Source organism: Nitratireductor sp. WH36-1, assembly GCF_058725515.1.
Genome location: NZ_CM178970.1, coordinates 644992 through 670902, shown reverse-complemented (window position 1 = coordinate 670902; position 25911 = coordinate 644992). Strand labels below are relative to the sequence as shown.

Genomic DNA, 25911 nt, shown 5'->3' with positions numbered 1-25911 from the left:
GACCGGGGGCACCCACGCCGCAGATTGATGGCTGCGCTCCGACGGGACAAGACAGGACTGCCCGATGGACATCGTCCGCATTGCAATACAAAACGCCAGGCTGACCTTATCGATCCTGCTTTTCTTCGTGATCGCCGGCGCGCTTGCCTATGTCAGCATCCCGAAGGAAGCGGAGCCTGACGTTCCGATCCCGATCATCTATGTCAGCCTCGGCTATCAGGGCATTTCGCCGGAGGATTCCGAGCGCCTGCTGCTGCGCCCCATCGAAACGCGGCTGAAAAGCCTTGAAGGCGTGAAGGAGATGCGCTCCTCCGCCTTCCAGAGCGGCGGCTTCGTGCTGGTCGAGTTTCAGGCGGGCTACGACTTCTCCAACGCCATCGAGGACGTGCGGGCCAAGGTTGCCGATGCGCGGCGCGAGCTGCCGCAGGGCGCTGACGAACCATCCGTCCACGAGGTCAACATTTCGGAATTCCCGATCCTCGTCGTGACGCTGGCCGGCAATGTGCCGGAGCGCGTTCTTTCTACGGCCGCCCGCGAACTGCGTGACCAGATCGAGGAAATTCCAGGCGTTCTGGAAGGCACGCTGCAGGGCTCGCGCGACGAGCTGGTGGAGGTGCTCATCGATCCAATGAAGCTCTCTTCCTACAATCTTCAGCTCGACCAGATGATCGCCGGTGTCGGCGCGTCCAACAGCCTTGTTGCCGCCGGCTCGCTGGAAGGTCAGGCCGGGCGCTACGCCGTGAAAGTGCCTTCGCTGATCGAAACGGTGGAAGACGTGGCCAATCTGCCCATCGTCTCGAGCCCTGACGCGGTGGTGCGCGCCCGTGATCTGGCGGACATTCGCTCCACCTTCAAGGATGCGAGCACCATCACCCGTCTCAATGGCCAGAACGCCATCGCCATCGAGGTCAAGAAGCGCGTCGGCGCAAATCTTGTGGAGACCGTGGACGCGGTGAAGGCCATCGCCACGACGTTCCAGGAAGGCAGCGACGCCAACATCACCGTGTCTTACAGCCAGGACAAATCGGTGATGATCCGCGACATGCTGAAAGACCTGCAGAACCACGTGCTGATCGCCGTGATCCTGGTCTTCATCGTCGTTCTCTACACGCTGTCGGGGCGGGCCTCGCTGCTGATCGGCCTTGCCGTTCCCGCGTCCTTCCTGATGGGCATCTACGCGCTTTCTCTTGGCGGTTTCACCGTCAACATGGTGGTGCTGTTCAGCCTCATTCTGGCCGTGGGCATGCTGGTGGACGACGCCATCATCGTGACCGAATTCGCAGAGCGGCGCATGTCGGAAGGCATGGACAAGGCGCAGGCCTTCGAGCTGGCCGCCAAGCGCATGGCCGGCCCGGTGATCGCCGCCACCATGACCCGCATCGCCGCCTTCTCGCCGCTTCTGTTCTGGCCGGGCATTGTCGGCGAGTTCATGAAATATCTGCCGATCACGCTGATCGTGACGCTGAGCGCTTCGATGATCTATGCGCTGATCTTCACGCCCACGCTCGGCGCGCTCTTCGCCAAGGCGCATGTCGAGGAAGAGGAGAAGCCGGACGGCTGGTATATGGGTCTCGTCAAGCAGGCGGTGCGCTTTCCCAAAACCGTTCTGCTTCTCACCATCGCGCTGCTTGGCGGCATCATTCACTTCTATGGCGAATACGGTGCGGGCATTGAATTCTTCCCCTCCGTCGAACCCGAATACGGCCTGATGTATGTCCACGCGCGGGGCAACATTTCGCTTGAAGAAATGGACCGCCTGACAAGGCCGGCTGAAGAAAAACTGCTCAACTGGCCCGGCATCGAATCCGTCTACACGCGCGTCGGCAAGACACAGGGTGGCGGGCAGGATATCGACGAGGATGTCATCAGCGTCATCCAGTACGAGTTCATCGACTGGCGCGAGCGTGCACCGGCAAGCGAGATTCTCGACGATCTGCGCAAGGAGCTTGCCGGCACGCCGGGCGTCGAGATCGAGGTTCGCGTGCCCGATGCCGGTCCGCCCACCGGACAGCCGATCCAGATCCGCCTTTCGGCTGCCGATCCGGCGCCCCTGAACGATCAGGCTGCGGAAATCGCGCAGGCCATCGCAAAGGTGCCGGGTGTGATCGACATTTCCGACGGCCTGCCCCCGCCCGGCATCGACTGGGCGATCAAGGTGGACCGGGCGAAGGCCGCGCAATATGGCATCAGCCCCGTCTCGGTGGGCACGGTCGTGCAGCTCGTGACCAATGGTCTGAAGCTTTCGGAATACCGCCCTGCCGGCGTCGATGACGCGGTCGACATTCGCCTGCGCCTGCCGGAAGACCGGCGCACGCTTTCGACACTCGACCAGCTGCGCGTGCAGACGGCGCAGGGGCCGGTGCCGATTTCCAACTTCGTGACCCGCGAGCCGGAGCGCGCCACCGGCACGCTCAACCGCATCGACGGCCAGCGCACCATCGTGATCAGCGCCAATGTGGCGAGCGGCTATCAGGTCGCTGCCGTGCAGGCGGAGGTGATCAACGCCCTGAGCGACATGGATCTGGGCGAGAGCCGCTGGAAGCTTGCCGGTTCGAACGAAGAAAGCGAAGAGGCAAGCGCCTTCCTCATGAAGGCGTTCGGCGCGGCGATCTTCCTGATCTTCGTGGTGCTGCTTGCCCAGTTCAACAAGTTCACCAGTGTTTTCCTGGTGCTGATGACCGTGGTGATGGCGACCATCGGCGTGTTCCTTGGCCTGCTCATCACCGGGCAGCCATTCGGCATCGTCATGTCGGGCATCGGCGTCATCGCGCTGGCCGGCGTCGTGGTGAACAACAACATCGTTCTGATCGACACCTATGACCGGTTGCGGCGCGAGGGCTGGAAGAAGCAGGAAGCCATTCTGCAGACCTGCCGCGAGCGTGCGCGCCCGGTAATGCTGACAGCCATCTCCGCCGTTCTGGGCGTTCTGCCCATCGCCTTCGGGCTTGGGCTTGAGCTGTTCCATCAGGAGGTGACCATCGGCGCGCCCTCGACGCAGTGGTGGGTCTCGCTGTCGAGCGCGATTGTCTTCGGCCTGACCTTTGCAACGGCGCTCACGCTGATCGTCACGCCCTCGGCGCTGATGGTGTTCACGCGCGAAACGCTGCCTGCAGGCCATCAGCGCCGGGGCCTCTTTGCACGTCTCTTCCGCCGCCGGAAGAACGAGGAACACGACCCCGCAAACACCGATATGCCCGGAGAGACATTTACGAAAGCCGCCGAATAGGCAGCATGCAGGGCAGACAGACAGACGGGCCGCCATGCACTGAACCGCATGGCGGCCCGTTTGCATTTTCAGGGAACCAGCACGCGCCAAATGCGTTGAATTGCACGGTTTTCAAGAATGCGAGGAGAACATCATGTCGCTCGGGACAATCCTCATTGTCATCCTGATTCTGATCCTGCTGGGGGCCATCCCGGCCTGGCCCTATTCACGCGGCTGGGGCTATGGCCCATCCGGCATACTCGGCCTTCTCCTCGTGATCGTGCTCATCCTGATGTTGATGGGCAGTATCTAGGGTCAGGATTTTCAGGTGTGCGCCGCGATGGTGTCTGCCGAGCGAACGAGCCCCGCCATGGAAAGGACAAGGGCCAGCAGAACCGAAAAGGCGAGGAAGATGGGCGCAAAACCGGTGCGCTCGGCGATGAAGCCGACAAGCGATGGCGCAACCAGCATTCCCGAGTAGCCGATCGTGGTGGCCACGCTCATCCCCGCGCCGGGCGAGAGCCCCGGCTGATTGCCGGCGGCGGAAAAGACAATCGGCACCATGTTGGCGATGCCCATGCCGCTCAGCGCGAAGGCGATGATGGCGAGAGACGGCGTGGGCGCAAGCCCCGCCCCCAGCATGCCGATGGTCGCCACGATGCCCGAATAACGCAGCGTGCGCACTGCACCGAAACGGTTGCGCAGCCGGTCGCCGGCAAAGCGCATCACCGCCATGGTTCCTGAAAAAGCCGTGAAGGCGAGGCTTGCCTCGGCAATGCCGGCGCCCATTTCCTGCCGCAGATAGAGGGCCGCCCAGTCGAGCACCGCGCCTTCCGGCAGCATGCAGGTGAGCGCCACCAGGCCCGTCACATAGACCATCGGGTTGCGCGGGAATCCTGCCCGCGCGCCACCGGCCTGCCCTGCCACCGGACGCGCCTCGACGATCAGAAACGGCAGCATGGCGAGCGCGATCACGAAGGCAAACGCCACGACCATGCCCGCATGCGCCATGTAGCCATAGCGCTCCAGAAGCACGCCGCCGAGGCCTGCGCCGACGAAGCCGCCAAGGCTCCAGAACCCATGCGAAGACGACATGACCGCGCGGCCGAGCGAGCGCTCCACCGCCACGGCATTGGCGTTCATGGAAATGTCCATCGCCCCCAGAAACGCGCCAAAGAACAAAAGGGCTGCCACCATCTGCCAGATCTGCGTGGCAGCCACGAGGCCCGCAAAGGAAAGCGCGCAGACGACGGCGGCAACGCGCAGCACCCGGCGCGAGCCAAGGCGGCCGATCAGATAGCCGCACAGGGGCATGACCGACACCGCGCCACAGCCGAAAACGAGGATCAAAAGGCCAAGCGCCGTTTCACTCAGCTCGAAGCGGGAGGCGACAACGGGGATCTGCGGCGCCCAGCTGCCGACCATGAACCCATTGACGAAGAAACAGGCCGCCACGGCCCAGCGCCCGAGGGACGCATTCTGGAAAGACATAACGGGCTCCAAAAGGAAACGGCGCGACAGGAATGAATGCCCTGACCGCGCCGCAGTTAAATCGGTTTAAGAGAGCCCGTCAATCCTCAGGCCCAGTCATACCAGTGGCTCAGTCGCCATCGCCAAACACGACGAGAAGATCCTTCGCGTCGATCTGGTCGCCCGCCTTGACCAGAACTTCGGCAATCGTGCCATCGCGTTCGGCGTGCAGGGCCGTCTCCATCTTCATGGCCTCGATGGACAGGATCACATCGCCGGACTTCACGGTTTGGCCGGGGCTGACCGCAAGCGTGGAAACGACACCCGGCATGGGAGCGCCCATATGCGCCTCGTTTCCGGCCTCGGCCTTGCGCCGGGCAGCCGAAGCGGATGCGCCATGCGCACGGTCCGGCACCTTGACGCGGCGTGGCTGGCCGTTGAGTTCGAAGAACACTGTGACCATGCCCTTCTCGTCCACGTCGCCCACCGCAAGACAGCGGATGACCAGCGTTTTGCCGCGCTCGATATCGACGAAGATCTCGTCTTCCGGCTGCATGCCGTAGAAATAGACCGGCGTGGGCAGGACGCTTACCGGGCCGTAATCCTCTGCGGCCGCCGCAAAGTCCGTGAAGACCTTGGGATACATGAGCCAGGAAGAGAATTCGAACTCGCTGACCTCGCGGCCGAGCTTCTCTTCGAGCCCCCTGCGATCCTGCTCCAGATCGGCCGGCTCCAGCAGAGAGCCCGGACGAACGGTGATCGGCTCGCTGTTCTTCAGCACCTTTTTCTGCAACGCCCGGGGCCAGCCCGCCGGCGGCTGACCGAGATCGCCATGCAGCATGGAGACGACCGAATCCGGGAAGGCGATATCCTTGTCCGGGCTCTGGACATCAGCGACCGTCAGATCCTGCGAAACCATCATCAGCGCCATGTCGCCCACCACTTTGGAAGACGGCGTCACCTTCACGATGTCACCGAACATCATGTTGACGTCGTGATAGGCGCGGGCGACTTCGTGCCAGCGGGTCTCAAGGCCGAGCGAGCGGGCCTGCTCCTTCAGATTGGTGAACTGGCCACCCGGCATTTCGTGCAGATAGACCTCGGAAGCCGGCCCCTTGAGATCGCTCTCGAAGGCGGCGTACTGGTTGCGCACGGCCTCCCAGTAGAAGGAGATGCGGCGCACCCACTCGCGGTCGAGCCCGGTGTCGCGGGCGTCACCCTTGAGCGCCTCGACGATGGAGCCAAGGCAGGGCTGCGAGGTGTTGCCGGACAAGGCGTCCATGGCCGCATCCACCGCATCGACGCCGTTTTCCACCGCGGCAAGCACGGTGGCTGCGGAAATGCCCGACGTGTCATGCGTGTGGAAGTGCAGCGGCAGATCCGTCGCCTCGCGCAGCGCCTTGAACAGAACGCGCGCCGCGCCCGGTTTCAGGAGGCCGGCCATGTCCTTGATGGCGATGATGTTCGCGCCGGCAGCCTCAAGCTCGCCTGCAAGACCCACGTAATATTTGAGGTCATACTTGGCGCGGTCGGGATCCAGCAGATCGCCCGTATAGCAGATCGTGGCCTCACACAGCTTGCCTTCGGAGCGCACGGCATCCATCGCCACGCGCATGTTCTCAACCCAGTTGAGGCAGTCGAACACGCGGAAGAGATCGATGCCGCCGTCCGCAGCCTGTTTGACGAAATGCTGCACCACATTGTCGGGATAGTTGGTGTAGCCAACGCCATTGGCCCCGCGCAGGAGCATCTGTAAGAGCAGGTTCGGCGCGCCCTCGCGAATGCGCGACAGACGCTCCCACGGGTCTTCCGTCAGGAAGCGCATGGAGACATCGAAAGTCGCCCCGCCCCAGCACTCCAGCGACAGAAGCCCGGGCAGCGCACGCGCATAGACGCCTGCGATCCGCGCCATGTCGAAGGTGCGCATGCGTGTGGCGAGCAGCGACTGGTGCGCATCGCGCATGGTGGTGTCGGTGACAAGCACCCGCTCCTGTTCGCGCATCCACTTTGCAAAGCCATCCGGCCCCAGCCGGTCGAATGCCTGCCTGGAGCCGTCCGGCACGGGCTGGTCGACATAGGGGACGCTGGGCGCCGCAGCCTCGGCATTGGGCAATGCGCGGCCCCGCGCCTCGGGGTGACCGTTGACGGTGACATCGGCCAGATAGTTCAGGAGCTTTGTCGCGCGGTCCTGTCGCTTCATCTGGGTAAAGAGCTCGGGCGTCTCGTCGATGAAGCGGGTCGTGTAGGAAGCGTCGCGGAATTTCGGGTGGCTGATGATCGCTTCAAGGAAGGTGAGGTTCGTGGCCACGCCACGGATGCGGAACTCACGTAACGCGCGGTCCATGCGCGCAATCGCTTCTTCCGGCGTCGGGGCCCAGGCGGTGACCTTTTCAAGAAGCGGATCGTAGAACCGGGTGATAACCGCGCCCGAATAAGCGGTGCCGCCATCGAGCCGGATGCCGAAGCCGGTCGCGCCGCGATAGGCGGTGATGCGGCCGTAATCGGGAATGAAGTTCTGCTCCGGGTCTTCAGTGGTGATGCGGCACTGCAGGGCGTCGCCATTGAGGCGGATATCAGCCTGTGCCGGCACACCCGATGCCTTGTCGCCGATCTTCTTGCCTTCGAGGATGTGGATCTGCGCCTTGACTATATCAACGCCGGTCACCTCCTCGGTGACCGTGTGCTCGACCTGAATGCGCGGATTGACCTCGATGAAGTAGAACGCGCCGGTGTCGGCATCCATGAGGAACTCGACGGTGCCCGCGCCGATATAGTCGGTCGCCTCGGCGATCTTCAGCGCGTAACCGCACAGCTCGGCGCGCTTCTCGTCGTTCAGATAGGGAGCGGGAGCGCGCTCGACGACCTTCTGGTTGCGGCGCTGAATGGAGCAGTCACGCTCAAACAGGTGCACGGCGTTGCCGTGGGTGTCGCCCAGAACCTGCACTTCCACATGGCGCGCTCGCTCGACCAGCTTTTCGAGATAGACCTCGTCCTTGCCGAAGGCGGCGCGGGCCTCGCGCTTTGCCTCGGTGACCTCGTTTTCGAGATCGTCGCGGCTGCGGATGACGCGCATGCCGCGCCCGCCACCGCCCCAGGATGCCTTGAGCATGACCGGGAAGCCGACCTCTTCAGCCATCTCGGCGACTTTGGCCATGTCATCCGGCAGGGGCTCGGTGGCCGGCACAACCGGCACACCGACCTCGATGGCCAGATTGCGCGCGGCAACCTTGTTGCCCAGACGGCGCATGGTCTCGGGCTTCGGGCCGATGAAGGTGATGCCGTTTTCCGCACAGGCATCGGCGAATTCGGGACTTTCCGACAGAAGGCCGTAGCCCGGATGGATGGCGTCTGCGCCTGACAGTTTGGCGACGCGGATCACCTCATCGATGGAAAGATAGCTCTCGATCGGGCCGAGATCGCGCTCCAGATGCGGGCCGCGCCCGACCTGATAGGATTCATCCGCCTTGAACCGGTGCAGTGAATATTTGTCCTCTTCGGCCCAGATGGCCACCGTTCGGATGTCGAGTTCATTGGCTGCGCGAAAGACGCGGATGGCGATTTCAGAACGGTTTGCGACGAGGATCTTCTTAATCTGCACTGGCAACGGCTCCTGGATGGGGAGAGGGAGTGCGGGATTGCCTGACGCGAGCCTCCCCTCCCGCGCCAAAAAGACGCGGTATGATTAGCGTGGACAATGCTGCAGTGCAAACTTTCTTGACGCTGGGAGAGCTGTGCAGGTGCGAAAGCACCATATGACGCGTCCGATCCCGGCCAGCTGCAGGCTTGTCTCATCACCCCTGAAACGAAAAACGGCCCGGCATTGCTGCCGGACCGCTCAAACCTGTCGTCAAGCCAGAAGCTTACTGCTCGAGGTAATCGTACTTGCCGCCCTTCCACTCGTAGAAGACGTAACCCGGCAGCGTGACGTCGCCCTTGTCGTCGAAGGACAGGTCACCCAGAACGGTGGCGAAGTCGCCTTCGTTGAGTGCGGCCACAACCGGATCGTAATCGGTGGAACCGGCTGCCTCTACGGCTGCCTTCCATGCCTGGATCGCGGCATAGGTGTAGAGCGCGTAGCCTTCAGCCGTCTTGCCGGCGGCAAGCAGCTTGTCAACGACCGGCTTGGCGATCTCGTTCTTGCGCGGATCGGGCGAGAAGGTCATCAGCGTGCCCTCGCCGGCATCGCCGGTGATGGCCCAGTACTCGTCGGTGACGAGCGCGTCACCGGAAACGAGAACCGTGTCCATGCCCTGCTCGCGCATCTGGCGGGCCATGAGGCCGGCTTCGGTGTGGTAGCCGCCCACATAGAGAACGCCAACGCCTTCCTGCTTCAGCTTGGAGACGAGCGCCGTGTAGTCCTTTTCACCGGCGGTGTAGGCTTCGTACAGAGCCGGCTTGCCGCCTGCAGCCTCATAGGCCGCCATGGTGGCGTCTGCGAGACCCTTGCCGTAAGCGGTCTTGTCGTGGACGAAGGCCACCTTCTTGTCGCCGAAGTTCTCTACGAGGAACTTGCCGGCAACATCGCCCTGCTGGTCATCGCGGCCGCAAACGCGGTAGACGCCCGGACCCGGACGGTTGTCGGTGAAAGCCGGGTTGGTGGAGGCCGGCGAAATCTGAATGATGCCTTCCTCGGCATAGACCGACGAAGCCGGGATCGAGGAACCCGAGCAGAAGTGGCCGGCCACGAAGGATACGCCGGAACCGGCGAACTGGTTGGCGACCGCGACAGCCTGCTTGGGATCGCAGGCGTCATCGCCCACTTCCAGCTTCAGCATTTCGCCATTGACGCCACCGGCCTCATTGATGTCGGCCACGGCCTGCTCAGCGCCAGCCTTCATCTGCTCACCGAAGGAGGCGTACTGGCCCGTCATCGGGCCTGCAACGGCGATGGTGATGTCCGCCCATGCGGAACCCGTCATCATCAGGCTGAGTGCAGCGCCAGCCATAAGTGCCTTTTTCATGACTTCTCCCTTTAAAAAACACCAGAAGTTCCCTTGGCTTTCCGGAAATGGTGTTTGGCTTCCCGGTTTTGCCTATGCGGACCATTGTGCCCGCTTAAACGGCATGAAAACCCAATTCCAAAGAGAAATAAAGGCTTCATGCCGCTTAACCATGAATCCGTCAGCCGGAACGTTCCCAGCCGAGCGGTCCACTGCGCCGATACTGAAAACTATACTGTGTCGCCATCTGGCCAGCGCGGGTGATGCGCTTGCCGACGAAGGCGATGATCAGCAGAACGATCAGATCGACGATGTAATAGTGCAGCGACAGAAGCGTGCCGCTGAACAGAGCGAAATGGATGAAGCGCGTGGCTGCCGTCAGAAGCACGATGTAGAACGCCAGATGCGCATCGGCCTGCCAGGTGCGCGCCATGGCGCGTCCCGTCAGATAGGCGGCACTCCCTGCCAGAAGAACCGTGACAAAGAAGAACTCCCAGAAAGAGACTTCCCAGATCAGTCCGTTTGCGTTTTCCATCAGTGCCTCCCGCCTTCCAGATAAGCAGCGCGGACTTCTTCCTTCTTGAGAAGTTCTGCGCCCGTGCCGCTCATGGTCACATTGCCGTTGACCATGACATAGCCGCGATGGGCGAGCTTCAGCGCGTGGAACGCGTTCTGCTCGACCAGGAAGACCGTAAGCCCTTCCTTTTCGTTCAGCTCGCGAATGGCGTCGAAGATCTGCTTCACGATCAACGGCGCAAGGCCAAGCGACGGCTCGTCCAGCAGCAGAAGCTTCGGCCGGCTCATCAGCGCGCGGGCAATGGCAAGCATCTGCTGCTCACCACCCGAGAGCGTGCCGCCACGCTGGCTGATACGCTCCTTCAAACGCGGAAACAGCTTGAATACCTTGGCGAGATCCTCGTCGAAGAATTCGGGATCGACGAGTGCGGCCCCCATCTGCAGGTTTTCCATCACCGTCATGCGCGGAAAGATCCGACGCCCTTCCGGCGATTGCGCGATGCCGAGGCTGACGATCTCGTGCGTCGGCATCTGGGTGATGTCGACGCCATCATAGACGATCTGGCCGTTGCGGGCGCGCGGGTCGCCGCAGATGGTCATCATCAGCGTCGACTTACCGGCGCCATTGGCTCCGATCATCGTGACGATCTCGCCGCGATGCACATCCATGTCGACGCCACGCAGCGCGACGATGTTGCCGTAATAGGTCTCGACGCCACGCACCGAGAGCAAGGGGTTCTTCTGCTCGCTCATGCCTTGCCTCCCTTGCCGGTGGTCTTCTTGCTGGCCGGTTTGGCGCCGCGTTTGCCGGGCACGCTGGAGGGCACAGCGCCCTTGTCAACGCGTTTGGAGAATTCGGTTTCGCCACCCTTGGCGAGAACCCTGGCCTGCTTGACCCACTCCTCCCGTTCGATGCGACCGGGGAAGGCAAGATAGGAACCGACCCACTGCACCTCGGCTTTCTTCCACGCCGCGATCTGGTCGAAGTGCCAGACCCCGAGCGCGTTCAGCTTCTTCTCGCTGGCCGGTCCGATGCCCTTCACGCGGGTGAGGTTGTTGGCCCCGCCCTCGCGCGCCTTCCTGAGACCGTGCGGCTGGCTGCCGGGGTAGTCTCCGGCATTGGCGATCTTCACCTCACTGGCAGCAGGAGCCGGCTTCGCAGCCTTGCTTTTCGCTGCCGCAGGCTTGGCCGCAGCAGAAGCCTTGGGTGAAGACTTGGCCGTGGCCGCCTTTGCGCCGGAAGCGCTCGCGGCAGAGGCTTTCTTTGTCGATCCAGCCTTTGAGGTCGTCTTCTTAGCCGCCGCCTTCTTTTTGGCAGCGGGCGCGGCTGCATCGCCCGCCTGCTCGTCCTTCGAGACCCTGGCGATATCCTCACGCACCTCCGGCATGTCGATCTCGTCCTCGTCATCGACGCCCAGATAGGCGGCAATGACCTTCGGGTCGTTCTTCACGAACTCGGCCGGGCCATCGGAGATCTTCACACCGTAATCCAGCACGATGACATGGTCGGAGATTTCCATCACCACGCCCATATCGTGCTCGATCAGGAGAACCGACACTTTGTGCTCGTCGCGAATGTATTTCAGCAGTTCGTTGAGTTCTGCCGATTCACGCGGGTTGAGGCCGGCTGCCGGCTCATCGAGACACAGGAGCTGCGGCCTCGTGCACATGGCGCGGGCGATTTCCAGTCGGCGCTGCGCGCCATAGGGAAGATCAGCCGCCGGATCGTCTGCGCGATCCACGAGGTTCGTGTGCTCCAGCCAGTAGACCGCCTTGTCGATGGCCTCCTGCTGCGCGTGCTTGTAGCCGGGCAGCCCCAGAATGCCGCCGATCGAGAAACCGGACGCAACCATCAGCGGATTGTGCTGGGCAACGAGCAGGTTTTCCAGAACGGTCATGCCGCCGAACAGGCGGATGTTCTGGAAGGTGCGCGCCACCTTGGCCTTGTGCGAGATCTCGTGATCGGGCATGCGCTCCAGAAGGTAGACCGCGCCGTTGCCGGTGGTCTTCCAGCGCTGGCCGCTATCGGTCAACGCATCCACGTCTTCCTGCTGGCGACCCGGACCGTGACGCATGACGATGCGCCCTTCCGTCGGCTTGTAGAAGCCGGTCACGCAGTTGAAGACCGTGGTCTTGCCCGCTCCGTTCGGGCCGATCAGGGCAGTGATGTCACCCCGGCCGACATTGAAGGAGAGGTCTCCGACGGCCACGAGGCCGCCGAAGCGCATGGTTAGATGTTCGACGCTGAGCACCGGGTCCTTGTCCCAGTTGGGCGTCGCCTGAGCGTTGTTGTTCATGTTCGTCGCCGCGTCCATCAGTGTCCCTCACCCTGAGCCACCATATCGGCGCCAATGCGTTTCTTTTCCTTCAGAGCCACGGACGGTTCGCGGGTCGATATGAGACCACGCGGCTTCCACACCATGATGAGAACCATGGCGAGGCCGAAGATCAGCATACGATACTGAACCGGATCGAAGCCCGAACCGAAGATCTGCTGGAGGAACCCGAGATTGCGCAGCAGTTCGATGCCGCCAATCATGACGATGGAGGCGATGACAACGCCGATCTGCGAGCCGAGACCGCCCAGAACCACGATGGCGAGGATAATCGCCGATTCCAGGAAGGTGAAGCTCTCCGGCGAAATGAAGCCCTGTCGCGTTGCGAAGAAGGACCCGGCGAAGCCGCCGAACATGGCGCCGATGGAGAAAGCCGTCAGCTTCGTGTTGCGGGTGTTGATGCCCAGCGAACGGCAGGCGATTTCATCTTCACGCAACGCCTCCCAGGCGCGCCCGATGGGCAGCCTGCGCAGACGCATGGTCACGAAATTGGTGATCAGCGCGAGAACGAAGATGATGTAGTAGAGGAAGATGAAGCGCTGGATCGGATCGTAGGCGATGCCGAAGAAGTCGGCAAAGCCGCCCTCGCCCCGCTTCAGTTCCAGACCGAAGAAGGTGGGTTTCGGAATGCCCGAAATGCCATCCGGTCCATTGGTGAACTCGTACCAGTTCAACAGCACCACGCGGATGATCTCACCGAAGGCCAGCGTGACGATGGCCAGATAGTCGCCCCGGAGCCTGAGCACGGGGAAACCGAGCACGATGCCCCAGCAGGCGGCGAGAATGCCGGCGAGCGGCAGCGCGAACCAGAAGCCGATGTCGAGATACTGTGCGAGCAGCGCGAAGGAATATGCGCCAACCGCATAGAACGCGACATAGCCGAGGTCGAGCAGACCCGCCAGTCCCACCACGATGTTCAGCCCCCAGCCGAGCATGATGTAGGTCATGATCAGGATCGCCAGATCGATGAACTGACGGTCCTTGTTGGGGAAGAAGGTGATGAAGAAGAAGGGCAGGATCAGCGCGAAAGCGAAAAGCGCCCGCATCATCCATTTGCCGGCGCCGGCGAAGCGGCCATTGCCGGGCATGCTGGAAGCGAATTTCTGCGTGATCGGGCTGTTGGTCTTGAAGACGAACAGATTGAGCAGAAGCCGACCGGCGAAGACGACGAGGATCGAGACGATCCACGCGCCCCAGCGCATCTTGAGATCAAGACCACCGGGCGCGATGTCGGTGCGCACGCCGATGAAGAAGAACCCGAGCACCGCGACCAGGAAGCCGGCGGTGGCCGCATCCTTGACCGAGGCCGCGAAGGAATTCGGGTCGGCCGGCTGCGTGCCAACCGCCTTGTTGGAACCGTTCATCGCCATCAGACCTTCTCCACTTCTGGCTGGCCGAGAAGACCGGAGGGCAGGAAGATCAGCACGATTGCGAGGATCGAGAACGCCGCGACGTCCTTGTACTCGACCGAGAAGTAACCGGACCAGAACACCTCGATGAGGCCGATCAGAAGACCGCCCAGCATGGCGCCCGGCAGCGAGCCGATGCCGCCCAGAACGGCTGCGGTGAAGGCCTTAACCCCGGCGAGGAAGCCGATGTAGAAATCGATCACGCCGTAGAGGAGAAGGAACATCAGGCCGGCCACGGCGGCCAGCGCCGCGCCCATCACGAAGGTCAGCGAAATGGTGCGGTCGACATTGATGCCAAGCAGCGCGGCCATCTTGCGGTCCTGCTCGCAGGCGCGCTGCGCGCGGCCGAGCGAGGTGCGGGTGATGAGAAGCGTGAAGCCCGCCATCAGCACAATGGTCGTCAGAATGATGATGATCTGCATGTAGGAGAGCTGCACGGAAATGCTGTTCGCCCCTCCCTCCATCAGCGTGATACCGCCCTGGATCTGCGGCGGAAGCGGCTTGACGCGCGCGCCCTGCGTGATCTGAACGAAATTCTGCAGCACGATCGACATGCCGATTGCCGTGATCAACGGCGCCAGGCGGAACGAGCCGCGCAGAGGCCGATAGGCAAGACGTTCAACCGTCCACCCCCAGGCGGATGTGAAGATCATCGCCACGATCAGCACAATGAGCAACACCACGGGCAGGAACACGAAGCCGAACACGGTCGTCAGGATCAGGAACATCGCCAGAGCGATGAACGCGCCGATCATGAAGACGTCGCCATGTGCGAAATTGATCATTCCGATGATGCCATAGACCATGGTGTAGCCAATGGCGATCAGCCCATAGATGGAACCCAGCGTCAGCCCGTTAATAAGCTGCTGGACAAAATACTCCATGAGATATGCAACTCCCCTGAAATGTCGCCAGTAAAGCGCATTTCTTATTGTTTCCCCTTAGGTAGTCGTAGTGGAACGACATTCGATTGCAATGTCAAAGTTCCCACGACCGGTTTCAGACCGAGGCCGGTTTTTCCAGCTCTTCTTGACGCGGGAAGCTAGCACTGGACCAATGCAATGTCATCGCATTGAACGGCGCGATTTTGAAAAAATCGGCGGATCGTCCCGGCATTTACCGTTACCGCGCATCATTATTGCAAGTTTGAGACAAAAATGACCGGATAAAATCGTCTGTTTCAAAATGCAAAAACACCCGCACCGGGAACCGATGCGGGTGTCTTCAAAATTGAGCGATAAACGCGAAAAACAGGCTAATTCATCGTCGGAATGACGAATTCTGCGCCTTCTTTGACGCCAGAGGGCCAACGCGAGGTGACCGTTTTCGTCTTCGTGTAGAAGCGGAATGCATCCGGTCCGTGCTGGTTCAAATCGCCGAATGCAGAGGCCTTCCATCCTCCGAAAGTATAATACGCAATCGGCACCGGAATGGGGACATTCACACCCACCATGCCGACATTGACGCGCGCGGCGAAGTCACGGGCGGCATCACCGTCGCGGGTGAAGATGGAAACACCATTGCCGTATTCGTGATCGTTGGGCAGTGCGAGCGCTTCTTCATAAGTATTGGCGCGCACCACGGAGAGGACGGGACCGAAGATCTCTTCCTTGTAGATGCGCATGTCCTTCGTGACATTGTCGAAGAGGCAGCCGCCCATATAGTAGCCGTTTTCATAGCCCTGCATCTTGAAGTCGCGGCCGTCGACGACGAGCTTCGCACCTTCCTCGACGCCGAGATCGACATAGCCCTTCACGCGCTCCAGCGCCTGCCGGGTGACGAGCGGGCCGAAGTCTGCGGCAGCGTCTGTCGACGGACCGACCTTCAGGCTTTCGACGCGCGGAATGAGCTTCTCGATCAGGCGGTCGGCGGTTTCCTGGCCCACCGGAACAGCGACGGAAACGGCCATGCAGCGCTCACCGGCGGAACCATAGCCAGCGCCGATCAGCGCATCGACCGTCTGGTCCATGTCGGCATCGGGCATGATGATGAGATGGTTCTTCGCGCCGCCAAAGCACTGGGCGCGCTTGCCGTTGGCGGTGGCGCGGCCATAGATGTACTGGGCGATGGGCGTGGAGCCGACAAAGCCGACGGCCTTGATGTCCGGATCGTCGAGGATCGCATCGACGGCTTCCTTGTCGCCGTTGACGACATTGAGGATGCCTTCGGGCAGACCGGCCTCAAGGAAGAGCTCCGCAATGCGCATCGGCACACCCGGATCGCGCTCGGACGGCTTCAGGATGAAGGCGTTGCCGCAGGCGATGGCCGGAGCAATCTTCCAGAGCGGGATCATGGCCGGGAAGTTAAACGGCGTGATGCCGGCGACGACACCAAGCGGCTGACGCATGGAATAGACGTCGATGCCGGGGCCTGCGCCTTCGGTGTATTCGCCCTTCATCATGTGCGGCGCGCCGATGCAGACCTCGACCACTTCGAGGCCACGCTGGATATCGCCCTTGGCGTCCGGAATGGTCTTGCCATGCTCGCGGGCGAGCAGTTCTGCCAGCTCGTCATACTCGCGGTGGACCAGCTCGAGGAACTTCATCAGCACGCGCACGCGACGCTGCGGATTGGTGTTCGCCCATCCCGGCTGTGCCGCCTTCGCATTCTCGACAGCGGCGCGCACCTCGGCTGCACTCGCAAGGGCGACCTTGCCACGCACCGAGCCATCCATGGGCTGCATGACGTCCTGGCTGCGCCCGCTCGTGCCGGCGACGCGCTTGCCGCCGATGAAATGACCGAAATCCTCCATGAGGCTTCTCCCTGGTTATGAAGTCGCCGGCATTGTCTTCACTCGACGGCTGTTTGGCAACGCGATGCAAACAGCAACCGTTGTGCAAAAATTAAAGTCGAAATAGGATGTATCGTGCAGAAAACGCCTAACCGGGAGGAATGGCATGAACTGGGACGATGTGCGCGTGTTTCTCGCCGTTGCACGGGCCGGCCAGATACTGGGCGCGGCCAAGCGGCTCGGCCTCAATCACGCAACCGTCTCAAGGCGGGTGGCGGCGCTGGAGGATGCGATTGGCGCAAAGCTCTTTCACCGCCTGACGACAGGCACGGAGTTGACGGCGGCGGGCGAGCAGTTGCTGGCAACGGCGGAACGCATGGAAGCCGACATGATCGCCGCGCGCGCCGAGATTGCCGGCGAGAGCGAAGACGTGACCGGCACCGTGCGGATCGGCGCCCCGGACGGTTTTGGCGTTGCCTTTCTTGCGCCCCGGCTGGGCGCGCTGACCGCGCGGCATCCGGGGCTTTCAGTGCAGCTCGTGCCCGTTCCACGTTCGCTATCGCTTTCGCGCCGTGAAGCCGACATTGCAGTGACCGTGGACCGCCCGACGGAAGGCCGGCTGGTGGCCGCAAAGCTGGTGGACTACACGCTCGGTCTCTATGCTTCGAAAGACTATGCGCAGGCACACGACCTGCCGAAGCAGGCCGCCGATCTCTCCGCCCACAGGCTGGTGGGATATGTGCCCGATCTGGTTTTCAGCCCGACACTGGATTACGCCGCCGAGGTCTCCGAAAACTGGAGAACGGACTTTGCCGTTTCATCGGCCATGGGCCAGGTGGAAGCCGTGCGCGCCGGCGCGGGCATCGGCATTCTGCACACTTTCATCGCGCGCAGGCACGATGATCTTGTGCCGATTGACTGGGCGGGACCGATCCGCCGCAGCTACTGGACCGTCTACCATGAATCCATGCGCCCCACCCGCCGCATTCAGGTGGCGGCAGCCTTCATCAGCGAGCTGGTAGAAAAAGAGCGGCATCTGTTCAGCTAGAGGCAGGTGCTAAGCCGGCGTTTTTATTTCGTTAAAGACTTGTCGCCACAACTGGCGGCCCAACCCGTTCACACTGGAGATTTCGCCATGGCGTCCCGCATTCTCGCAGCCGCAACCGCGCTGGCCCTGACCGCCGCGCCGGCAGCCGCGCTGGCCAACGATCTGCCGCCGCCCGCACAGACTGCGGGCGTCGCCATTCCCGATGGCCAGATCGAGAAGGCCGTCGAGGCGCTCGACGCCCTCATCCAGAACGCCATGAAGGAGACCGGCGTGCCGGGTCTCGCGGTTGCCGTGGTGCGCAAGGATGAAGTCCTGTTCGCCAAGGGCTATGGCGTGCGCAAGGCAGGCGAGGAAGCAGCCGTCGACACCGACACGGCGTTCCAGCTTGCCTCGCTGTCCAAATCCGTTGGCGCGACCGTGGTGGCGCAACAGGTGGGCGAAGGCGTGGTCGACTGGAATACGCCGATGGCCGACATCCTGCCTTGGTTCAAGCTTTCCAATCCCGACAGCACGGCGCTCCTGACCGTTGGCGATCTTTATGCGCACCGCTCGGGCCTGCCCGACCATGCGGGCGATGATCTCGAAGATCTGGGCTTTCCGCGCCAGGTCATCCTGGAACAGCTCCGGCATCTGAAAGTCGGCGCGTTCCGCCTGCAATACGCCTATACGAATTTCGGCCTGACGGCTGCGGCAGAGGCCGTGGCGGGCGTGGCCGGCAAGGACTGGGCAACGCTCAGCGACGACGCCATCTACAAGCCGCTCGGCATGGAGAGCACCTCCTCCCGGCTGAAGGATTTTCTGGCGCGCGACAACCGCGCCCATGGCCACATGCGCGAGGGCGATGCGTGGGAGGTGCTTTTCCAGCGCGATCCCGACGCCCAGTCGCCGGCGGGCGGTGTGAGCGCCAGCGTGAACGACATGGCGAAATGGCTGCGCATGGTGCTCGGCAATGGCGAATTTGACGGTCGCAGCATTGTCGACTCCGAGGCTCTCCTGCCGGCTCTCAGCCCGCAGGTGGTTTCCGGCAAGCCCGCGACACCCGCCGCACGCGCCAGCTTCTACGGTTACGGTTTTGGTGTCGGCGTTTCGCCGGCAGGGCGTGTCATGATCAGCCATTCGGGCGCTTTTGCCCTCGGTGCGGCAACCAATTTCATCATGATCCCTTCCGCCGATATCGGCATCGTAGTCCTGACCAATGCGCAGCCCATCGGCCTGGCTGAAGGCATCTCCATGAGCTTCATGGATCTGGTGCAGTTTGGCGAGATGCAGCGCGACTGGCTTGCCATGTATCCCATCGCCTTCGCGCCGATGCTGGCGCCGTTTGGCGAACTTGCGGGACAGAAAGCGCCTGAAGACGCAAAGCCCGCGCGCGAACACGCCGCCTACACCGGCACGTTCGCCAATGACTATTTCGGCAACCTCATTGTCGAGGAAGACAAGGACGGCCTCGTCATGAAGGTGGAAGGCACGTCCAGCACCTTCCCGCTGGAGCACTGGACGGGCGATGCGTTCACTTTCCGCCCGCGCAACGAGAACGCCATGGCGGGCTCCGTCTCGGCCGTCACGTTCAGCATGGACGGTGATCTGGCCAAAGAGGTCCGCGTGGAGTATTTCGACCAGTTGAAGGACGGCACGTTCGTTCGGAAGTAGATCCGACGACGCTGCCGCCGGTTAGAGGAAGCGCCGGGCCCGTGGCCCGGTGCAGAAGAAGGCACGATATGACCGACAGCAATGACGACTATGTATATGACGACGTGACCGGCGAATGGATGCCGGCCTCGGAAATGGCCGCTCTTGAAGCACAGCGCGGCGCGGTCGTCGACGCGGAAGGAAACCCGCTGGCGGACGGCGATTCCGTGACGCTGATCAAGGATCTGAAGGTGAAGGGCGCAGGCCAGACGCTGAAGCGCGGCACCGTGATCAAGACGATCCGCCTGACGGACAACAAGGAAGAGATCGACTGCCGCCACGAAGGCATCAAGGGTCTCGTTCTTCGCACGGAATTCGTGCGCAAGCGCTAACACGCATACCAAGCCTTCCGGGCCTCAGAATGGAGGTCCGGAATGGCTGACATGATGCTTCTGCACCTCGATTGCAGACAGCTGAACATCGCCTGCAGGCGGGTTCGCGACACGGCGCCAGGCATTCAGCGCCGCCTCACTTTCCCACAATTCGAACAGGTTCACCCGGCCCGGATCGAGCGCGTCTTCGCAGATCGCAAAATCGACGCAGCCGGGGTGGCTACGCGCACGGCGGATCATGTCTGCGTGGGCGGCGACATGGGCATGCCGCGCTGCGGGCGAAACGGTCATATGGCCGGCAATGACGATCATCATTCGTCTCCCTTAAAGCTCTGTCTGTGCCTCCAGAGGACGTTCGCTCCCTTGCCGAACCGACAGGCGGCTACAGAAATGCGCCGCCTGCCTTCTTTCGTCAGACGAAAGGCTTTGCCGGATCGAAGCGGCGCGGCAGGAGGCGCTGCAGATAGGCAAGGCCTTCGTCGGAAAGACGGTTCTCATCCGGCTTGAGATAGCTCTCGGGCATGTGGCGGGTCTTGCCGGCGACGGCGTCGAGATCGACCAGACGACAGACCGTCTTTTCGCCATCGAACTGCAGCGCGACAGAGCCATTGCCCTCTTCCACGGAGCCAACGGCAAATGCACCGGCCTCGAAGGCTTCGCGCGCATCGGTTTCGCTGATCGTGGCGATGTTGCCGCGCGGCAGATAGCCGAACGTGTCGACACGGGCGCGCTGACCGGCGAGATCCTCGGCAAGAATGCGCTCGATGGCCTGACCGAGATCGCTGCCGGAGAGCTTGAGATTGCCGTGCGCATCGCGCTCCTGCATTTCGGCAGGCACCAGCGTTTCGATGAGCGAGTGGCCATCGGCGTCCGAAACGCCTTCCGACATGGCGACGACACAGCGGCCATGGCGGGCGACCGTGGCCTTGACGTCTTCGATGAAACGACCGCGCTCGAAGGCGCGCTCGGGCACATAGACGAGATGCGGACCGCTCTCCTCATCCAGCGCCCAGGCGGCTGCGGCAGCAGTGAGAAAGCCCGCATGGCGGCCCATGACGATGCCCACATAGACACCCGGCAGGGCGCGGAAATCCAGATCGACGCTCAGGAACGCGCCGGCAACCATTTCACCGGCGGAGATGAAGCCCGGCGTGTGATCGTTTTCCATCAGATCATTGTCGATGGTCTTGGGAGCATGCATGAAGGTCATGCCGCCGCCCGATGCATCGCGCAGGATGGCCTGGGTGCCGGACGTGTCATTGCCGCCAATGTTGATGAAGGCGTCCGCGCTGACGGCTTTCAGCCCCTTCATGATCTCTTCGCAATAGGCCGCATTCGGCTTGTCGCGGGTGGAGCCCAGCGCAGCACTTGGCGTGGCGGCAATGCGCCGAAGCTCGGTCTCGGAGAGATCGGACAGGGTGACGAAGCGTCCATCGCGAATGCCGCGCACGCCGTGCAGCGCACCGAGCACACGACAGCCGGGATAGCGCTTCATGGCTTCCAGCGTTGCGCCAACGACGGTCTGGTTGATGACGGCGGTGGGACCGCCGCCCTGGGCGATGACGAAGGTTTCGGCCATGGCTTGCGCCCTTTCCTTGGAATGAGGTTCTGGCATTCATGACATGACGGGCGCGGCGCTGAAAGAGCTGCCGCGCCCGTCATCTTGTTGATCCGTGCATTTGTGCGTCCGTATGGACGCAAAGCGGTCTAGTTCATTGTCTTACGCAATTCCGGGCGGAAAACCGGTTCCCACTTTTCCTGGAATTGCTTTAGCGGAACAGCATGACCGGGATTTTGCAGGAGCGCAGCATCTCGGTCGTGGTCGAGCCGATGATCAGGCTGCGGATGCGCGAATGGCCATAGGCTCCCATCACCAGAAGGCCGAAATTCTCGCTCTCGACGCGCTCGGAGATGACGGTTTCGGGCTGGCCCGCCACGACCTCGCTCTGCACCGCGACACCGGCACCGCGCAGAACGGCCTCGGCTTCTGCAAGACGGTTGCGCGCCTCGGTGTTGTCGGTTCCGACCATCAGAAGCTTGACGGTGAGCTCCGCAAACAGCGGCGAGCGGGAAATGGCGTCGACCGCCTTGATGCTGCTCGCACCGCCATCATAGGCGACGAGCACCTTTTCGATGGGCTTGAAGGCGCGGGCCGCGACGAAGACCGGCTTGTGACTTGCGCGAACGACACGCTCGAGATTGGAGCCCAGATGCAGCTTGGCGAAATCCGCCGCCTCACCGCGCTTGCCGATGACCAGAAGGTCGGAATCGGCCTCAACCTCGGCGACCGTGTCGACCACATCGCCATGGCGCAGACGACCCGACACAGCCTCGACGCCTGCGGCGCGCACGGCGGCCTCACCGTCTTCGAGGATGGCGCGGCCACGCTTCATGGCGAGACGCGCGCGCTGCTCATCAAGCTCTGAGAGCTCCTTGAGCAGCGAAGAACGCGCGCCGAGCGCGATGTTGCCCGACAGATCGGACGGCGCGCTGCCGGTTTCGTGCCGGCCCAGCAGGTGAAGAAGCTCCACGGAGGCATTGAGCCGTCCGGCGATCCAGGCTGCGTGTTGGCACACGCTCTGCGAATAGATGGAGCCGTCGATGAATGCAGTGATCTTTGACATCTCTACCTCCTAATGCCCCATCAGTTTTTCAAGCGCACCCGGCTTGTCGTGGATGCCGAGCTTGTCAACGATGGTCTCGCTCGCCCGGTTCATGCCGACAAGTTCGACCTCTGCGCCGTCACGGCGGAATTTGAGCACGATCATGTCGAGCGCGCCAACACTGGAAATGTCCCAGATGTGCGCGTGAGAGACATCGATGACGACCTTGTCCAGCGCTTCCTTGAAATCGAAGGCGGCGTTGAAGTCTTCCACCGAAGCGAAGAAGAGCTGGCCCTCAACCCGATAGGTGCGCTGACGTCCGTCTTCCGACAGGGTGGAGGTGACACGGAATATCTGCGCGATCTTGGCGGCAAAGAAGATGCCGGAGAGCAGGACGCCGACCAGAACGCCAATCGCCAGATTGTGCGTGAAGACCACGCAGACCACGGTGGCGACCATGACCACGGAAGACGACAGCGGATGCTCGCGCAAATTCTTGATCGACGACCAGGAGAACGTGCCGATGGACACCATGATCATGATGGCGACGAGCGCCGGCATGGGGATCTGGCGCACCCAGTCGCCCAGGATCACGATCATGAACAGGAGAAGCACGCCGGCCGCAAAGCAGGAAAGACGCCCGCGACCGCCGGATTTCACATTGATCATGGACTGGCCGATCATGGCGCAGCCAGCCATGCCGCCGATGAAGCCGGTCGCCGTGTTGGCAAGGCCCTGACCGATGCACTCCTGGTTCTTGTCGCTTGGCGTGTCGGTGAGTTCATCCACCAGCGAGGCGGTCATCAGCGATTCCAGCAGGCCCACGGCAGCCACGGCAGCCGAATAGGGCAGGATGATCTGCAGCGTCTCCAGATTGAGCGGGATGTCCGGCAGCAGGAAGACCGGCAGCGTGGAGGGTAGTTCGCCCATGTCGCCAACCGTGCGCACGTCGAGACCGAAGCCGATGGAAAGCGCCGTCAGCACGATGATGCAGATGAGCGGCGACGGCACGGCCTTGGTGATGCGCGGGAACAGATAGATGATGGCAAGACCGGCTGCGACCATCACATAGGTGAGGTTCGGCACGCCGATCAGCTCGGGCAGCTGCGCCATGAAGATGAGAATGGCCAGCGCGTTGACGAAGCCGGTCATGACCGAACGCGACACGAAGCGCATCAGATAACCGAGCTTGAGCAGGCCCGCGCCGATCTGCAAAAGGCCGGCCAGAACTGTGGCGGCAAGCAGATATTGCAGGCCGTGATCCTTGACCAGCGTGACCATGAGCACGGCGGTTGCAGCCGTGGCGGCCGAGATCATGCCCGGGCGGCCACCGGCAATTGCGGTGATGACGGCGATGGAGAAGGAGGCGTAGAGCCCGACCTTGGGATCGACGCCGGCAATGATGGAGAAAGCGATGGCTTCGGGAATGAGCGCCAGAGCGACGACCAGCCCGGAAAGGAGATCGGCCCGGACATTGCCGAACCACTCTTCGCGGTAATGGGAAAGAGAGAACATTGAACCTTCAGAAAACATGACTTCCCAGCCACCGTCAGTCTTCTGCGGCCGGGCAAGACAGGAACTATCAAGGTTGCGCCGGCGGATCAGCGGCCGGCAGAGCCACCCGGAATTTCACCGGGTCCAGAGCGGATGCGCGGTGTTTAACCCGATTTCTTTCCGCAGCGCAACATTCTTGATTCTCTGAAGGAAAGCCCCGTCAGTCCGGTTTCTTGCGGGGCTTCTTCTTGCCGCCGGCGGGCTTGCCGAATTTCGGCTTGCCGGGTTTGCCGTCCTTCTTGGCCCATGGCTTGGCGTCGTCGCGCCACTCGCCGCCACCGCCCTTGCGATGCGGCTTGCCGGCCGGCCTGCGTTTTGCGCCGAAGGGCTTTGGCCCGTTGCGCGGCGCAAACTCCGGAACACCATCGAGCTGCACCACGCGGATGCTGCGCTCCAGAAGCGCGTCCGGACCGATGGTCGACAGGAAACGCTGCACGCAGGCAGCGTCGAGTTCGACATAGGTCTCGTCCTGCTGCATCTTGATCGCGCCGATCTCACTCTTGGTGAGTTCGCCGGCACGGCACAAAAGCGGGATGAGCCAGCGCGGCTCGGCATTCTGCTTGCGTCCGACGGACAGCGAGAACCAGGTGCTCTGGTCGAAGTCCTCACGGCGCGGCTTGCGCTCTTCACGCGCGCTGCCGGAATCGAAGATCGTGACTTCCGTTACATCTTCAGGCGCGGAAAGCTTGCCGCGATGAAGGCGCACGAAAGCCGCCGCCACCTGCTCCGCGCCATGTTTGGCGAGCAGCGCCTCGACGAACTCGGTCTCGTTTTCCTGGATCGGCTCATCAAGGTTCGGATCGGCCATGAGACGTTCGTCGTCGCGGCGCAGAACCTCTTCAGCGGAGGGCGGGCTGCCCCATTCGAGGCGCACCTTGGCGTCGCGCAGAAGGCGCTCGGCGCGGCGGCGGCCATTGGGGGCAACGATGAGCGCGCTGACGCCCTTGCGCCCGGCGCGGCCGGTGCGGCCACTGCGGTGCAGAAGCGTTTCGGTGTTGGTGGGCAGGTCGGCGTGAACCACCAGCTCCAGATTGGGCAGATCGATGCCACGGGCGGCAACATCCGTCGCCACGCAGACGCGGGCGCGTCCGTCGCGCATGGCCTGCAGCGCATGGGTGCGCTCGCTCTGGCTCAGCTCACCCGACAGGGCGACGACCGAGAAGCCGCGATTGTTGAAGCGCGCGGTCAGATGATTGACGGTAGCGCGCGTGTTGCAGAACACCAGTGCGTTGCGCGCCTCATAATAGCGCAGCACGTTGATGATGGCGTTCTCGCGCTCCTGCGGCACGGCCAGGAAGCCACGATAATCGATATCGACATGCTGCTTCTGCTCGGCGGCGGTGGTGATGCGCACCGCATCGCGCTGATAGTTCTTCGCCAGATTGGCGATGGTGCGCGAAACCGTGGCCGAGAACATCAGCGTGCGACGCTCGGCGGGGGCTGCGTCGAGAATGAACTCCAGATCTTCGCGGAAGCCGAGATCGAGCATCTCGTCGGCCTCGTCCAGCACGACGGCGCGCAGGTCCGACATGTCCAGCGCATTGCGGCGGATATGGTCGCACAGGCGACCCGGCGTACCGACGACGATATGCGCACCGCGCTCAAGCGCGCGGCGCTCGGTACGGATGTCCATGCCGCCGACACAGGAGGCGATGACGGCGCCGGTCTCGGCGTAAAGCCATTCAAGCTCGCGCTTGACCTGAAGCGCCAGTTCACGCGTCGGCGCGACGGCGAGACCGAGCGGGGCGGCAGCGCGATCAAAGCGCTCTCCGCCATCGAGCAGGCTGGGCGCCAGCGCGATGCCGAAGGCGACGGTCTTGCCGGAGCCGGTCTGTGCGGAAACGAGCGCATCCGCACCAGCGGGCTCCAGTTCCAGCACAGCCTTCTGCACCTGGGTCAATTCGGTATAGCCGCGTTTATCCAACGCCCGGCCAAGCGCCGGCACAATGCCTTCGAACTCGGTCATTCATCTTCTTTCGGAAATGAGCGCGCTCTAAGAGATCATCTGATGCAGATAGCCTGGCGGGCGCGCAGCGCGGCCATTCTGCCAACGCTTTTGCGCCGTACTACGCGCGTCG

At 62.5% G+C, this 25911-nt stretch carries 19 protein-coding genes and 1 other annotated feature; of the genes, 5 read left to right on the top strand and 14 right to left on the bottom strand.

The features are described from left to right. Positions 1 to 64: 64 nt before the first annotated feature. Positions 65 to 3226, top strand: coding sequence for an efflux RND transporter permease subunit (locus tag AC4PTT_RS03235; RefSeq protein ID WP_206546098.1), 3162 nt, complete (start codon positions 65 to 67; stop codon positions 3224 to 3226). A gap of 133 nt (positions 3227 to 3359) precedes the next feature. Further along, positions 3360 to 3518 (top strand): DUF3309 family protein, encoded by a 159-nt coding sequence (locus AC4PTT_RS03230; RefSeq protein ID WP_206553936.1) that lies wholly within the window; start codon positions 3360 to 3362, stop codon positions 3516 to 3518. A gap of 11 nt (positions 3519 to 3529) precedes the next feature. On the opposite strand, the gene AC4PTT_RS03225 is transcribed toward AC4PTT_RS03230, so the two are convergent. The 9 genes from AC4PTT_RS03225 to AC4PTT_RS03185 all read right to left on the bottom strand — a co-directional run bounded on the left by AC4PTT_RS03225 (position 3530) and on the right by AC4PTT_RS03185 (position 16628). Further along, a complete protein-coding gene (locus AC4PTT_RS03225) occupies positions 3530 to 4696 on the bottom strand; it encodes an MFS transporter (protein WP_206548422.1) in 1167 nt (388 codons plus the stop codon). A gap of 109 nt (positions 4697 to 4805) precedes the next feature. Next, a complete protein-coding gene (pyc, locus tag AC4PTT_RS03220; RefSeq protein WP_492162089.1) occupies positions 4806 to 8273 on the bottom strand; it encodes a pyruvate carboxylase in 3468 nt (1155 codons plus the stop codon). Positions 8274 to 8535: 262 nt separating this feature from the next. Beyond that, positions 8536 to 9636, bottom strand: coding sequence for a branched-chain amino acid ABC transporter substrate-binding protein (locus tag AC4PTT_RS03215; RefSeq protein ID WP_113153306.1), 1101 nt, complete (start codon positions 9634 to 9636; stop codon positions 8536 to 8538). Between the two features lie 160 nt (positions 9637 to 9796). Continuing rightward, positions 9797 to 10150, bottom strand: coding sequence for a DUF6867 family protein (locus AC4PTT_RS03210; RefSeq protein WP_113153307.1), 354 nt, complete (start codon positions 10148 to 10150; stop codon positions 9797 to 9799). Further along, positions 10150 to 10884: an ABC transporter ATP-binding protein gene (locus tag AC4PTT_RS03205; protein ID WP_113153308.1), complete on the bottom strand. Its 735-nt coding sequence runs from the start codon at positions 10882 to 10884 to the stop codon at positions 10150 to 10152. The genes AC4PTT_RS03210 and AC4PTT_RS03205 overlap by 1 nt, the downstream gene beginning before the upstream one ends. After that, on the bottom strand, positions 10881 to 12446 hold the full coding sequence (locus tag AC4PTT_RS03200) for an ABC transporter ATP-binding protein (RefSeq protein ID WP_206553938.1): 1566 nt from the start codon (positions 12444 to 12446) through the stop codon (positions 10881 to 10883). The genes AC4PTT_RS03205 and AC4PTT_RS03200 overlap by 4 nt, the downstream gene beginning before the upstream one ends. Next, positions 12446 to 13837 carry a high-affinity branched-chain amino acid ABC transporter permease LivM gene (gene livM / locus AC4PTT_RS03195; RefSeq protein WP_113153310.1) on the bottom strand — a complete coding sequence of 464 codons (1392 nt, stop codon included), beginning with the start codon at positions 13835 to 13837 and terminating at the stop codon, positions 12446 to 12448. The genes AC4PTT_RS03200 and livM overlap by 1 nt, the downstream gene beginning before the upstream one ends. After that, entirely contained in the window at positions 13837 to 14760 is a 924-nt protein-coding gene (locus AC4PTT_RS03190) for an ABC transporter permease subunit (protein WP_113153311.1), read from the bottom strand. The genes livM and AC4PTT_RS03190 overlap by 1 nt, the downstream gene beginning before the upstream one ends. 371 nt (positions 14761 to 15131) lie before the next feature. Then, positions 15132 to 16628: a CoA-acylating methylmalonate-semialdehyde dehydrogenase gene (locus AC4PTT_RS03185; RefSeq protein ID WP_283799930.1), complete on the bottom strand. Its 1497-nt coding sequence runs from the start codon at positions 16626 to 16628 to the stop codon at positions 15132 to 15134. Positions 16629 to 16773: 145 nt separating this feature from the next. Between AC4PTT_RS03185 and AC4PTT_RS03180 the strand changes: the two genes are divergently transcribed. The 3 genes from AC4PTT_RS03180 (at position 16774) to AC4PTT_RS03170 (ending at position 19676) form a co-directional block, all read left to right on the top strand. Further along, complete coding sequence (locus AC4PTT_RS03180) at positions 16774 to 17655, top strand: LysR family transcriptional regulator (protein ID WP_113153313.1); 882 nt, start codon at positions 16774 to 16776, stop codon at positions 17653 to 17655. An 87-nt stretch (positions 17656 to 17742) separates the two neighbouring features. Continuing rightward, positions 17743 to 19305 carry a serine hydrolase gene (locus AC4PTT_RS03175; RefSeq protein WP_492162088.1) on the top strand — a complete coding sequence of 521 codons (1563 nt, stop codon included), beginning with the start codon at positions 17743 to 17745 and terminating at the stop codon, positions 19303 to 19305. A gap of 68 nt (positions 19306 to 19373) precedes the next feature. After that, a complete protein-coding gene (locus tag AC4PTT_RS03170) occupies positions 19374 to 19676 on the top strand; it encodes an alkylphosphonate utilization protein (protein WP_113153315.1) in 303 nt (100 codons plus the stop codon). Between the two features lie 24 nt (positions 19677 to 19700). Here AC4PTT_RS03170 and AC4PTT_RS03165 read toward each other — a convergent pair whose 3' ends face one another. From AC4PTT_RS03165 to AC4PTT_RS03145, 5 genes are all read right to left on the bottom strand, one after another. Beyond that, complete coding sequence (locus AC4PTT_RS03165; RefSeq protein WP_283799928.1) at positions 19701 to 19988, bottom strand: putative quinol monooxygenase; 288 nt, start codon at positions 19986 to 19988, stop codon at positions 19701 to 19703. Between the two features lie 100 nt (positions 19989 to 20088). Then, the gene (locus AC4PTT_RS03160) at positions 20089 to 21255 is read right to left on the bottom strand and encodes a diphosphate--fructose-6-phosphate 1-phosphotransferase (RefSeq protein ID WP_492162087.1); all 1167 of its coding nucleotides are present in this window, start codon (positions 21253 to 21255) and stop codon (positions 20089 to 20091) included. Positions 21256 to 21445: 190 nt separating this feature from the next. Next, positions 21446 to 22300 (bottom strand): universal stress protein, encoded by an 855-nt coding sequence (locus AC4PTT_RS03155; RefSeq protein ID WP_297565577.1) that lies wholly within the window; start codon positions 22298 to 22300, stop codon positions 21446 to 21448. A 9-nt stretch (positions 22301 to 22309) separates the two neighbouring features. Beyond that, the gene (locus AC4PTT_RS03150; RefSeq protein ID WP_283799926.1) at positions 22310 to 23794 is read right to left on the bottom strand and encodes a SulP family inorganic anion transporter; all 1485 of its coding nucleotides are present in this window, start codon (positions 23792 to 23794) and stop codon (positions 22310 to 22312) included. A gap of 72 nt (positions 23795 to 23866) precedes the next feature. Further along, positions 23867 to 23922, bottom strand: a sequence feature (sul1 is cis-regulatory element that is thought to sense ions involved in sulfur or methionine metabolism; They are found in Alphaproteobacteria). A gap of 71 nt (positions 23923 to 23993) precedes the next feature. Further along, a complete protein-coding gene (locus AC4PTT_RS03145) occupies positions 23994 to 25799 on the bottom strand; it encodes a DEAD/DEAH box helicase (protein WP_206548429.1) in 1806 nt (601 codons plus the stop codon). Positions 25800 to 25911: the final 112 nt, after the last annotated feature.

Coding starts and splice junctions, on each gene's coding strand:
- AC4PTT_RS03235 (WP_206546098.1), top strand. CDS start 65: ATGGACATCGTCCGCATTGCAATACAAAACGCCAGGCTGACCTTATCG.
- AC4PTT_RS03230 (WP_206553936.1), top strand. CDS start 3,360: ATGTCGCTCGGGACAATCCTCATTGTCATCCTGATTCTGATCCTGCTG.
- AC4PTT_RS03225 (WP_206548422.1), bottom strand. CDS start 4,696: ATGTCTTTCCAGAATGCGTCCCTCGGGCGCTGGGCCGTGGCGGCCTGT.
- AC4PTT_RS03215 (WP_113153306.1), bottom strand. CDS start 9,636: ATGAAAAAGGCACTTATGGCTGGCGCTGCACTCAGCCTGATGATGACG.
- AC4PTT_RS03210 (WP_113153307.1), bottom strand. CDS start 10,150: ATGGAAAACGCAAACGGACTGATCTGGGAAGTCTCTTTCTGGGAGTTC.
- AC4PTT_RS03205 (WP_113153308.1), bottom strand. CDS start 10,884: ATGAGCGAGCAGAAGAACCCCTTGCTCTCGGTGCGTGGCGTCGAGACC.
- AC4PTT_RS03200 (WP_206553938.1), bottom strand. CDS start 12,446: ATGGACGCGGCGACGAACATGAACAACAACGCTCAGGCGACGCCCAAC.
- livM (WP_113153310.1), bottom strand. CDS start 13,837: ATGGCGATGAACGGTTCCAACAAGGCGGTTGGCACGCAGCCGGCCGAC.
- AC4PTT_RS03190 (WP_113153311.1), bottom strand. CDS start 14,760: ATGGAGTATTTTGTCCAGCAGCTTATTAACGGGCTGACGCTGGGTTCC.
- AC4PTT_RS03185 (WP_283799930.1), bottom strand. CDS start 16,628: ATGGAGGATTTCGGTCATTTCATCGGCGGCAAGCGCGTCGCCGGCACG.
- AC4PTT_RS03180 (WP_113153313.1), top strand. CDS start 16,774: ATGAACTGGGACGATGTGCGCGTGTTTCTCGCCGTTGCACGGGCCGGC.
- AC4PTT_RS03175 (WP_492162088.1), top strand. CDS start 17,743: ATGGCGTCCCGCATTCTCGCAGCCGCAACCGCGCTGGCCCTGACCGCC.
- AC4PTT_RS03170 (WP_113153315.1), top strand. CDS start 19,374: ATGACCGACAGCAATGACGACTATGTATATGACGACGTGACCGGCGAA.
- AC4PTT_RS03165 (WP_283799928.1), bottom strand. CDS start 19,988: ATGATCGTCATTGCCGGCCATATGACCGTTTCGCCCGCAGCGCGGCAT.
- AC4PTT_RS03160 (WP_492162087.1), bottom strand. CDS start 21,255: ATGGCCGAAACCTTCGTCATCGCCCAGGGCGGCGGTCCCACCGCCGTC.
- AC4PTT_RS03155 (WP_297565577.1), bottom strand. CDS start 22,300: ATGTCAAAGATCACTGCATTCATCGACGGCTCCATCTATTCGCAGAGC.
- AC4PTT_RS03150 (WP_283799926.1), bottom strand. CDS start 23,794: ATGTTCTCTCTTTCCCATTACCGCGAAGAGTGGTTCGGCAATGTCCGG.
- AC4PTT_RS03145 (WP_206548429.1), bottom strand. CDS start 25,799: ATGACCGAGTTCGAAGGCATTGTGCCGGCGCTTGGCCGGGCGTTGGAT.